This window comes from Levilactobacillus yonginensis (assembly GCF_003946265.1).
Classification (GTDB): Bacteria; Bacillota; Bacilli; order Lactobacillales; family Lactobacillaceae; genus Levilactobacillus; species Levilactobacillus yonginensis.
This window is the reverse complement of record NZ_RHNO01000017.1, coordinates 23,258-35,462: the sequence shown is the minus strand read 5'-3', so window position 1 is coordinate 35,462 and position 12,205 is coordinate 23,258. Positions and strand designations below refer to the sequence as shown.

The window sequence follows — 12,205 nt, the reverse complement described above, 5'->3', positions numbered from 1 at the left end:
AGTAAGTTTGGATTTAAACAGAAATGAGGGAACTAACGCGTGATAGCGGCATTAAATAAAGAATTAGAAGAGAACTTTGACATCCATTTCAAAGATCAATCTTTGCTGGACGAAGCATTTACGCAAGCCTCTTACGTGAACGAACATCCTAACCAAGGTTTAAAGTTTTATGAACGAATTGAATTTTTAGGGGATGCGGTGATGCAGTTGGTCGTTTCCAACTATATTTTCCGGCGTTACCCTAAGATGCCTCAGGGGCGTTTGACCCGCCTCCGGGCTGCCATGGTCAATGAAGTCAGCTTCGCTAGTTTTGCTCGCGAATGCCACTTTGATCAGTACATTCGGTTAGGTCGCGGGGAAGAGAAGGCTAAAGCCAGAGAACGTGATTCCCTATTATGTGACATCTTCGAATCTTTTATCGGCGCTCTGTATATGGATCAGGGCTTGGATAAAGTGGTCGAATTTGTGACGACGGTCGTCTTTCCTAAGCTGGATGAAGGCCGGTTTGACGAATTCTTTGACCACAAGACAGAACTACAAGAATTGGTTCAAAAAAACGGGCCAGTGGCCATTGATTACCGGCTCTTGGACGAAGAAGGTCCCGACAATGACCGGGCCTTCAAGGTGGCCGTCTATGTAGATGACAAGCTGTTAGGTGAGGGCCACGGGCACTCCAAAAAACATGCGGAACAAAATGCAGCGCGGAATGCGTTAGCGAATTTGAAGTAGAGTAAGGATGACTAACGATGCGGTTAAAGACATTAGAAATTAGTGGGTTCAAGTCCTTTGCGGATAAGACTCGAATTGACTTTCTGCCGGGAATGACTGGCATCGTCGGCCCCAACGGAAGCGGTAAGAGTAACATCTCTGAAGCTGTTCGGTGGGTTTTGGGGGAGCAGTCTGCCAAGAGTTTGCGGGGGAGTAAGATGCCGGACGTCATTTTTGCGGGTTCGGCGGATCGTCATCCGCTGAATAGAGCGGCGGTGTCCATTACGCTGGATAATAGTGACCACTATTTAAAGAGCGATTATACCGAACTGACACTGAGTCGGATTCTATACCGCAACGGTGACAGTGATTACCAGCTGAACGGGCAGAGTTGTCGGCTAAAGGACATTACGGAACTCCTCATGGATTCCGGGATGGGTCAGGACTCCTTTTCAATTATTTCTCAGGGGCGCGTAGAAGCCATCTTCAACAGCAAGCCTGAGGAACGACGGAGTATTGTTGAAGAGGTGGCTGGCGTCTACAAGTACCGTAAACATAAGGAAAAAGCCCAACGGGAACTGGACGATACGATGGCATATCTGCACCGGGTGGAAGACATCATTGTGGAGCTGGAAGGGCGTCTTCAACCCTTAGAAGAGCAGAGTAACCTAGCACAGGATTATCTGGACCAGCAGAAACGGTATGCGCTACTGGATCGGACCCAACTGGTACGGCAATTGCACACAGAACTTGAACAGAAGACGGCGACTGACGCCCAGGTTGAGGAGAAACAGAATCAGGTGTCGACTCACCAAGACGCTGAACAAGCGCAGACGGCTACCGTCCAAGGGTTAAAACAACAACAGGCAGCGTTGTTAGGCCAAAAGGATGCCTTACAGGCCAAATTAGTCACCGCCACACAGCAGGTGGAGCAGAGCCAAGGCCAAGTTAACTTATCTGGTGAACAGCAAAAACACCAGGATGAACAACGACAACGGCTAACGACTCAGTTGACTGAGTTGCAGAAACAAATTAAGCAAAATGATGCGTCGGTGAAGGCCGCGCAGGCGTCAATCAGCGAGTTAACTGCGGCCATGACAACGGCTAAGAAAGAGGCTCGCCAACTGACCCATGACACAGATCCTAAGACCTTGACGGATTTACGACAAAAGTTGGAGGACTTGCGTACCACCTACTTCGACCAGAAGCAAAGTGTGGCCAACTGGCGTAATCAGCAACAATACTTGCAACAGAACCAGGAGCGCCTGCAGCAGCAGGGCCAACGGGTGGCTAAACAACTGGCTGAACTTAAGAAACGGGCGCAGACTGCTCAGTCTACGGTCACGGCTTTAACGCAACAGGCCCAGGAGAAAAAAGACGCCTTAAATCAGGCGGAACAAGCTCTGGATGCTGAAGCTGGTCACTACCAACAGCATCAACAAAACTTTCAAAAATTGCAGCACAATTGGCAAGCTGCGCTGGAAGTCTACCAGCGTGCTCAGACCAAGGCTGCCAGTCAGCAGGCATCTTCGGCTGAATACGGTGGTTTTTACCAGGGTGTCCGGGCGATTTTGAAGCAGCGGGAGCATTTCCGGGGATTGCTGGGGGCGGTGTCCGAGCTCCTACAAGTCCCTGAACGCTACACCACGGCCGTTGAGTACGCTTTGGGTGGTCAGTTGCAGCAAGTGGTCGTTGACGATGAAACGACCGCTAAGGCGGCTGTCGGCTACCTGAGAGAGCACCGAGCCGGTCGGGCAACGTTCCTGCCACTAAGTACCGTGCGGGGCCGGCAGATCGACCACGGCACTTTACAACTCTTACACAGCATGTCCGGATTTCTCGGCGTTGGGAGTGACTTGATTAAAATTGACCAGTCCGCCCAGGCGATTCTTGGGTATTTGCTGGGAACGACGATTCTCGCGGCTGATTTGGACAGTGCCGTCGCCATCAGTCAACGAATCCATCACCGCTACCGGGTCGTCAGCCTCGCTGGTGACGTGGTCAGTGCGAGTGGGGCCATTACTGGGGGACAGTCTCGCCAGAGTCACAGCAGTGTGCTGCGGCAACAGCAGGAGCTTCAACAGTTGCAAACGTCGATTCAAACCATGCAGCAGCAGTTGAATGCTCAGGAAACGAAGATTAAAGCCCAACGATCTGAACTTCAGGCTAGCGAGCAACGGAGCCAAACACTGCAAACGACGATCAATGAGCTACAACCCCAGTGCCGTCAGTTAGATGACGACTTAGCCACTGCGCAAACTACGTTGGAGCAGGCAAACCGCCAGGTCCAAGCGGCTGAATTGGAAATTCAACAGGCTAAGGACAGTGACGCAGATCAACGGGATAGTCAGTTGGCTCAGCAGATCAGTACGGGTGAACAGCAGGTTGAAGCGACCGAGCAGGCTGTGAAGCAGCTACAGCAGCAAATCACCATGGTCACCGCCGAACAGTCCCAGAAACAAGCGGCGTTGACCGCTAAGCAGACGTGGCTGGCTGGGGCCAAAGAGCGTCATCAACAACAGGCCAAGGCGCTGAAGACTCTTCAGGATACAATTTCAACCGATCAACAGACTGTCGCTGATGTGACAACCAGTCTGCAACAGTTGGCCGACCAGCAAGCACTGACCCCGGCCGATGCCGAGGCTCAGCTAAAGCGGGCTCAGGCTGACCGTCAGGCAATCGAGAAGCAATTGGCAACGACTAACGATGATTTGACAACGGCTAACGATGCGTTGGCCGCGGCCGAAGAAGCCAATCAGCGGACCACGGGCCTGTTGCAACTGGCTAACGATGAATTACAACAAGCACAAATTAAACAGACCCGGTTGGCATCACTGATCGGCCAGCAACAAAATCAATTATCTGAAAAGTATCAGTTGAGCCTAAAGGCCGCTGAGCAAGATGTCAGTGACCTACCAGCCGATGATTTAGCTGTGCAATTGAAGCTATTGAAGCGGGGCTTGGACGAGATTGGGTCGGTCAATCTCAATGCAATTGATGAATACCAGGAAGTGAAGGAACGTTATGACTTTCTGACTAAGCAACGAGACGACCTTTTGACGGCCAAGGAACAGTTGAATACGACCATGACCGAACTCGACGGCCAAGTGAAGCGCCGGTTTAAGCAGAGCTTTGACGCCATTGCGGCTAAGTTTACAGCAACCTTCCGCCAGATGTTTGGCGGGGGAACAGCCGAATTAGTTTTGACTGATCCGGACGACCTCCTGACCACTGGAATCGACATCATGGCCCAGCCACCTGGCAAGAAATTTCAGAACATGGGGCTCCTCTCTGGGGGCGAACGGGCGTTGACAGCCATTACATTACTATTTGCCATTTTACAGGTACAACCCGTGCCGTTCTGTATTCTGGATGAGGTGGAAGCGGCGTTAGATCCCGCTAACGTGACGCGGTTTGCCCGCTACATCCACCAATTTCAAGATCAAACGCAGTTTATCGTGATCACCCACCGGAAAGAAACCATGGTCCAAGCTGATATACTTTACGGGGTGACCATGCAAGAGTCCGGCGTTTCCAAGATGGTCGCCGTGGACCTTGACCAAGAAACCACTCAGGAAAGGAAGCAATCCTAATGGGATTATTTGATATTTTTCGTCGTCGGGCTAAGAAAGAACCCGAAAGTCAGGCTAGTGAAGCGCCAGTAGAAACGCCTACGAGTGCAACGCCCGTTGAATCTAGTGCGGCTAGCGATGCGGGGATGACACCAGCTTCGGCAACGCCATCGTCCGCTGAGACTGGGCAAGCTGGGTCAGCTGATGATGAGGCATCGTCAGAAGCAGTGAGTGCCCAAGTAGCACCAGTTAGTTCTGTGATGGCTACCAGCGAAGCCCCAGCTACTAGTATGGCGGCTACTGAACCGGCTAGTGTTGCCGAAGCCCCAGCGGAAGCCAGTGTTCCGGCAGCTTCCGAAGCAGCCGTAAGCAGCACTGCATCGTCAGTAGATGATCCGGCTACTGATGAAGTGGGTTCCACTACTGAAGATGCTGTAACTAGTGAAGCACCAACTGAAGAACCTGTATCTAGTGCGGCTCCAGTTGAAAGTCAGCCAGTTGAAGATTCTCCAGTCGACAAGGTTGCGGAAAAAGCACCTGCCACAAAAACCGTTGATTCTGAAACCAGTGAGCCGGCTGAAAAGACGGACGAACAGCTCTACGACAAGGGGTTGGAGAAGACGCGAAAGACGTTCGGTGAACGCCTGAACGCTTTACTGGCTAACTTCCGCCACGTGGATGAAGGCTTCTTCGATGACCTTGAGGAAACCTTGATTGGCGCCGACGTTGGTTTCGACATGGCCGTTAAACTCAGTGATGAGTTACGCGATGAAGTAAAATTACAAAATGCTAAAAAATCCGCCGACGTTCAAAACGTGGTGGTTGAAAAACTGGTTGAAATCTACGATGCGGCCGGTAACGATGAAAGTACTGCGCTGAACGTGGCCAGCTCTGGTCCAACCGTGATCCTGTTTGTCGGGGTCAACGGGGTCGGGAAGACGACGACGATTGGGAAGATGGCGAACCGTTACCATCAAGACGGCAAGAAGGTCTTACTGGCCGCTGCCGATACTTTCCGGGCCGGAGCGACTGAACAGTTGGATGTCTGGGCCAAGCGGGCGGACGTGGATATTGTGACGGGTAAGCCACAATCAGATCCCGCTGCGGTAGTCTTCGATGCCGTGAAAAAGGCGAAGGAAGAGGATTACGACATTCTCTTCGTAGATACTGCTGGTCGGCTGCAAAATAAGGTCAACTTGATGAATGAGTTGGCTAAGATGAAACGCATCATTACCCGTGAAATTCCAGATGCGCCACACGAAGTCTTGCTGGTACTGGATGCCACGACTGGTCAGAATGCCTTGACCCAGGCCAAACTCTTTAAAGAATCAACCGATGTGACCGGTATTGTCCTGACTAAGTTGGATGGGACTGCCCGTGGGGGAATTGTTTTGGCCATTCGTAATGAACTCCACGTACCGGTGAAGTTTATTGGATTAGGTGAACAGATTTCTGACTTGCGGCCGTTTGATCCCAACGAGTTTGTTTACGGGTTGTTCAAGGGTCTGATCGATGTTAAGGCATTGGAGAAGTAGTGCGCAAATGAGGCAATTTAGTATGGCCCTTCGTTAATACTAGACTGTGGTGAATCATTTATTTTTGAAGTTTTGTGATTTAAAAAATCTGTTGTTGGTAATCAGTGTATTTGATTACGGACAGCAGATTTTTTGTTGAACGGGAGAAATTGAAAATAGTAAATGACTAGTTGACGTGCAAAAAGATTAAGTTAGTCCTAAAATAGTAGTAGACCTTAAACATTGGCAGACTAATGGACAAAGTGTTTAACCGATGGCGTTAGCCTGCTTGGGGTTGAAATGGGAGGAATTTATATGAAAAAAGTTATGCAGGCCGCATTAGTTCTCGGAGTAGGAGCGGGCATTTTAGGAATGTCGACCATGACTGCTTCTGCGAATAGTCAGTATTCAGCGTCACGGTCAAAGTCTGTGCGGCTGGTTTGGCGCAAGAGTATGAAACGCCACGCGTTTACAGCAACTACTGGGGCACGGTACTCCAGGCACTTGGGCATTCGTTACAGCAACAATGACGTTACCCCAACGGTTACTTGGTACACGGACGCTCACGAAAAATTGTACAAAAAGTATAAAGGGCACAACGCTATTTACTATCACGTTAAGAGTGCGGACAAGACCTTACAAGGTTGGATCTGGCGGGGTTATCTAAAACCGGTTACCGCAACTACCACGACCACTGCTAACTCTCATCCTTCTCAGACCGTGACGGTTTCTGAACCGCAGGGGAAATTGGGGAGTAAAAATGAAGACCAGTTCAAGGCGGCTTTAAAGCAATTGTTCCCAGGGACCATCTCGGATGCGTCACTGAACCGGGAAGCCAATGGTGCAGCTTATCCAGTTGATGCCGTTGATGGTGACTACGTTGGGGCTAACCAGACTTTGATTCACTTACGAAATCCTAAGTCTGATGACCAACCGTTTTACTTCCAAGCATATGAACCACTGTTGAATGCTGCTGGTTATCCAGCGACAGTTCGTGCTAAGTATGCGGGCTGGCACATCGGTATCGACATTCATAACGGCTGGGGTGACGAAGGCGCCAACCGTGGTGATGCCTACATTTACCTCGAACCCGCTAAGTAAAATTTCTTTATGATGTAGAATTTAAAAAGATGAAGCGAACTTGGAGATTACGTCCAAGTCCGCTTCATCTTTTTAAACCTTGTGGATAAACTGTTAGGGTCCCTCAAAGTTAACACACGTTAATTAATTATTTGTGATAAAAAGATGCGTCCTTTTTCGCTCCGAACGTAAATAGTCGCAACGGTGACAAACGGTAGTCATCTCCGCTTAACTCAGACGGATAAACATTCTGAGATCAGGATTATTCGTCTATCTATGTTAAGGCCTATTGACTAACCGCCTTGTCTTCTACTCTCTAGTTACCATAAAGTACGCGAAAAAAATTGACGAAACCGCTAAAAATCAGTATTCTAGTAGAGTGTGTAACTATGTGGGAGGACCAATCATGGAAATCGAAAAAAACTATCGAATTAATTCCCTATTTGCGTTCTACCAACCGTTGTTGACCGCGAAGCAGAACAACTATATGCAACTGTATTACGGTGATGACTATTCTTTGGGTGAAATTGCTGAAGAATTCAACGTCAGCCGGCAGGCGGTCTACGATAACTTGCGACGAACCGAAAAGATCCTCGAAGATTATGAGGGTAAACTGCATCTCTATCAAGAATTTACAGCGCGCAATCAACAGGCTGATGAAATTCAGTCATACGTGGCGGCTAATTACCCCCACGATGCCAAATTAAATCGATTGGTTGCGGGTTTAGAAAATCTAGAAGAACAATGAAAGTTAGGTGGCAATACGAATGGCGTTTGAAGGATTAACCGAACGACTACAAGGCGCAATGCGCAAACTACGGGGCAAGGGCCGCGTTTCCGAAAGTGATTTACGGGAAACAATGCGTGAGATCCGGTTGGCTTTACTCGAAGCCGACGTTAACTTTACCGTGGTCAAGGACTTCGTCAAGCAGGTTCGTGACCGAGCGATGGGGGCCGACGTTCTTGAAGGACTGAACCCAGCGCAACAAATCGTCAAAATTGTTGACGAAGAGTTAACCAAAACGATGGGGGCAGAAGCCGTTCCCCTAAATAAGTCCGACAAGATTCCAACGATCATCATGATGGTTGGGCTTCAAGGGGCCGGGAAGACGACGACGGCCGGCAAGTTAGCTTTAAAACTGAAGAACGAAGAAAACGCCCGGCCATTAATGATTGCCGGCGATATTTACCGGCCAGCCGCCATTGACCAATTGGTCCAGGTGGCTGAAGGTATCGACGTGCCGGTCTTCCAGTTGGGGACTGACGTTGATCCCGTAGAAATCGTGCGGCAAGGACTGGCTCAGGCCGCTGAAAACCACAACGATTACGTGATCATTGATACCGCTGGTCGGTTACAAATTGATGAACAATTGATGGATGAACTGGCCAACATTAAGGCGTTGGCCCATCCTGATGAAATCTTACTGACCGTTGATGCGATGACTGGGCAAAACGCCGTCGCCACCGCCGAAGGGTTTAACGAAAAGCTGGACGTGACCGGGGTCGTCTTGACCAAGTTAGATGGGGACACCCGTGGTGGTGCCGCACTGTCTATCCGGGCCGTGACTGGCAAGCCAATCAAGTTCATTGGTCAAGGTGAAAAGATGACCGACCTGGATGTCTTCCATCCAGACCGAATGTCGTCGCGGATCTTAGGGATGGGGGATATGCTTTCCCTGATCGAAAAGACCCAGAAGGAATACGACGAAAAGCAGGCTAAGGAATTAACCGAAAAGATTCAAGAAAACTCGTTTGATTTCAACGACTTCTTGGACCAAATTGCCCAGATTCAGAAGATGGGGCCAATGGAAGACCTCATGAAGATGATTCCAGGGATGGCCAATAACCCAGCTCTGAAAAACGTGCAAATGGATCCCAAGGACATGGATCACCTAAAGGCTGTCGTGTATTCTATGACACCACAGGAACGGACCAATCCCGATCTGTTGAACCCTTCACGGCGACGACGGATTGCTGCTGGGGCTGGTCGGCCGATCCATGAAGTTAACCGAATGATCAAGCAGTTCAATCAGATGAAGAAGACCATGAATCAGGTCTCCAAAGGAAATATGTCTGGAATGGAACAGCTGATGGGTAACACCGGTATGGGTGGCGGCGGTATCAGTGGCCGGATGCAAAAGATGGCTATGAACCGGATGTCGCGCCAGATGAAGAAGAATAAGAAGAAGCGGCTGAAGCGTAAGAAGCGCAAGTAGACCGTGATGACCGGGAGCTCGGTGCCAGGAAGCTGGTACTGGGCGTCCGGCCTTTTGTTACATTTACTGGTAGCATTTGAACTGTTAACCCCGGTGGGACGGGGTTGAGCGGCAAGTGACCGGCTAATAATGGTGATGGTTACTTATCGACATAATAAGTATCGTTAACATTTGGTGGGCTATTTATGTAGACGGCACGGAAAAAATTCGGTATACTAATTTCACAGCAACCATAAGGGAGTAACTAGCAGGATTATTCTGCGGCAATACCCGTCAGCAAGATTTCTTTGGAACTGGTGTCGACCAGTTGCCAATCCGGGATTGCCTTAAATAGTGAGACTTATGTGTGTTCACAATTTATTTTGTGTGCACGCGTGAGTCTCTTTTTTTACCCCCGAAAATGGGAAAAAGATGGGCTTACGAGCACACTTCAGGAGGAATTGGCAAATGGCCAAATTACCGTTTTATCAGGAATCTGCTGCTGACTTGTACCAGCGCTTGCAAACCAGCGAGCACGGGTTAAGCTCGGCAACTGCACAGGAACGTCTCTCGGCGAATGGACACAACGTCTTGAACCAACAGAAGACCACCTCCCTGTTGCAGAAATTTTTTGCCCAGTTCAAGGACTTCATGATCATCGTCTTGCTGGTGGCCGCGCTAATTGCCGGGCTGACTGGTGAGGTCGTCGATGCCGTCATCATCCTGGTCGTGGTGGTGTTAAACGCCATCTTTGGGGTCTTTCAGGAGGCCAAGGCCGAGGAAGCCATTAACGCCTTGAAGGAAATGTCGGCGCCTAACGCCACGATTCGCCGCGACGGCCAGGTGATGACCGTTAAGAGCGACGAGCTGGTTGTGGGGGACATCGTCTTGCTGGAAGCCGGCGATATCATTCCCGCTGACCTGCGTTTGCTCGATGTGGCTTCGCTAAAGGTCGAAGAGTCCGCGTTGACCGGGGAATCGGTACCCGTGGAAAAGGCGGATGCTCTCTTGACGGGAGCAGACCTGCCTATCGGTGACCGCCACAACATGGCCTTCATGAATTCTAACGTTACGTACGGTCGGGCAACCGGAGTCGTGGTCGCCACTGGGATGCAGACGGAGGTCGGCCGAATCGCGGGCATGATTGAAGCTGCCGATGAGACAACCACGCCGCTCCAGGCCAACCTGACCCAGTTAGGGAAGTCGTTGACCATCCTGATTCTGGTGATTGCGGCCATCGTCTTTGCGATGGGGATGTGGCGTCAGGCCGAGAGCCTGATCGACATGCTCTTAACGGCGATTTCTCTGGCCGTTGCTGCGATTCCAGAAGGATTGCCCGCCATCGTCACGATTACTTTGGCATTGGGGACCCAGCGAATGGCCAAACGGCACGCCATCGTCCGGAAACTGCCCGCCGTGGAAACGTTGGGGAGCACCGACATCATTGCCTCAGATAAGACCGGGACGTTGACTCAAAACAAAATGACGGTCGAAAAGGTTTACGAAGACTTACGGTTAACCGATGCGCACACGGTTGATTTTGACCGTGAAAATCATTTAGCGCAGGTCATGATTCTCAGTAACGATACTAAGGTGACGCCGGATGGTTTGGCCGGTGACCCGACCGAAACGGCGCTAGTGCAGTACCAAATGGATCGCAACTACCCGGTTGACCAGGTCTTAACGGATATGCCCCGAGTTGCCGAAATTCCGTTTGATTCCGAGCGAAAACTTATGTCCACGGTGCACCCCTTAGCGGATGGTCGCTTCCTGATTGCCGTCAAGGGCGCGCCGGATGAGTTGCTGAAGCGCGTGACGCGGTTGGCCAAGGACGGCGCGATTTCACCGTTGAGCGATGCCGACCGGCAACACATCTTGGATACGAACCACAACATGGCGACGCAGGCCTTACGGGTCCTGGCGTTTGCCTACCGCATTACGGATCAGGTACCAACGAACATGACCAGTGAAACGGTAGAAAATGACCTGATCTTGGCCGGGATGGTCGGCATGATCGACCCTGAACGACCGGAAGTGGCTCAGGCCGTGGCGGATGCCAAATCTGCTGGGATTCGGCCAATGATGATCACTGGAGACCACCGTGACACGGCCGCCGCCATTGCGGTGCGGCTGGGCATCATCGACAAGGGTGAGACCGCTGCCGTGATTACCGGGGCCGAACTTGATGAGATGGACGATGCCACTTTTGCCAAGAAAGTGAGCGACTACGCGGTGTACGCTCGAGTGGCTCCCGAACACAAGGTCCGCATCGTCAATGCCTGGCAGAAGCGGGGCAAAGTCGTTGCCATGACTGGAGATGGGGTCAACGATGCTCCCGCCCTGAAGGCTGCCGATATTGGTATCGGGATGGGAATTACCGGGACCGAAGTTTCCAAGGGGGCCAGCGACATGGTTCTGGCCGATGACAACTTCTCTACCATTGTGGTGGCGGTTGAGGAAGGCCGAAAAGTGTTTGCTAACATTCAGAAGGCCATTCAGTACCTGCTTTCCGCCAACCTGGGGGAAGTACTGACACTGTTTATGATGACCATGCTAGGTTGGCAGATCTTAGCGCCCGTGCATATTCTGTGGATCAACCTGGTGACCGACACGTTACCAGCGATTGCCTTAGGGGTCGAACCCATGGAAAAAAACATTATGCAGCAAAAGCCACGAGGCCGGCAGTCGAACTTCTTCTCCGGTGGGGTCTTCGGAGGTATCGTCTACCAGGGCCTGCTGGAAGGGGCCATTACGTTAGGTGTCTACTGGTTAGCCATTACCTACCCCGTGCATCAGGCAACGCAATTGGCCCATGCCGATGCCTTGACCATGGCCTTCGCAACGTTAGGGTTGATTCAACTATTCCACGCGTTTAACTCTAAGTCGATTCACGGGTCCATCTTCACGGTTGGTTTGTTTAAGAATAAATTCTTCAACTGGGCTATTGTGATTGCCTTTGCACTGTTAGCGATGACCATTCTGGTACCAGGCTTAAACAGCATGTTCCACGTTGCTCATCTGGATGGCTTCCAATGGGGAATTGTCCTTTTGGCTTCGTTCATGATGATCGTTATTGTGGAAATCGTTAAATTCTTCCAACGGCGCGTGTTAAAATAAAGCATCGCGTTATTTGGAA

At 50.7% G+C, this 12,205-nt stretch carries 7 protein-coding genes; all 7 read left to right on the top strand.

The genetic code is table 11. From position 1 onward, the window contains the following. Positions 1–39: 39 nt before the first annotated feature. The 7 genes from rnc to EKM87_RS09150 all read left to right on the top strand — a co-directional run bounded on the left by rnc (position 40) and on the right by EKM87_RS09150 (position 12,186). Entirely contained in the window at positions 40–729 is a 690-nt protein-coding gene (gene rnc / locus EKM87_RS09180) for a ribonuclease III (RefSeq protein ID WP_125684029.1), read from the top strand. A gap of 17 nt (positions 730–746) precedes the next feature. Continuing rightward, the gene (smc, locus tag EKM87_RS09175) at positions 747–4,301 is read left to right on the top strand and encodes a chromosome segregation protein SMC (protein WP_125684027.1); all 3,555 of its coding nucleotides are present in this window, start codon (positions 747–749) and stop codon (positions 4,299–4,301) included. After that, positions 4,301–5,815: a signal recognition particle-docking protein FtsY gene (gene ftsY / locus EKM87_RS09170; RefSeq protein ID WP_125684025.1), complete on the top strand. Its 1,515-nt coding sequence runs from the start codon at positions 4,301–4,303 to the stop codon at positions 5,813–5,815. The genes smc and ftsY overlap by 1 nt, the downstream gene beginning before the upstream one ends. A 294-nt stretch (positions 5,816–6,109) precedes the next feature. Further along, positions 6,110–6,895 (top strand): hypothetical protein, encoded by a 786-nt coding sequence (locus EKM87_RS12535; RefSeq protein ID WP_225428426.1) that lies wholly within the window; start codon positions 6,110–6,112, stop codon positions 6,893–6,895. A 385-nt stretch (positions 6,896–7,280) separates the two neighbouring features. Beyond that, positions 7,281–7,622: a putative DNA-binding protein gene (locus EKM87_RS09160; protein WP_125684023.1), complete on the top strand. Its 342-nt coding sequence runs from the start codon at positions 7,281–7,283 to the stop codon at positions 7,620–7,622. Between the two features lie 19 nt (positions 7,623–7,641). Then, the gene (ffh, locus tag EKM87_RS09155) at positions 7,642–9,090 is read left to right on the top strand and encodes a signal recognition particle protein (protein ID WP_125684021.1); all 1,449 of its coding nucleotides are present in this window, start codon (positions 7,642–7,644) and stop codon (positions 9,088–9,090) included. 447 nt (positions 9,091–9,537) lie between these two features. After that, positions 9,538–12,186 (top strand): cation-translocating P-type ATPase, encoded by a 2,649-nt coding sequence (locus EKM87_RS09150; protein WP_125684019.1) that lies wholly within the window; start codon positions 9,538–9,540, stop codon positions 12,184–12,186. Positions 12,187–12,205: the final 19 nt, after the last annotated feature.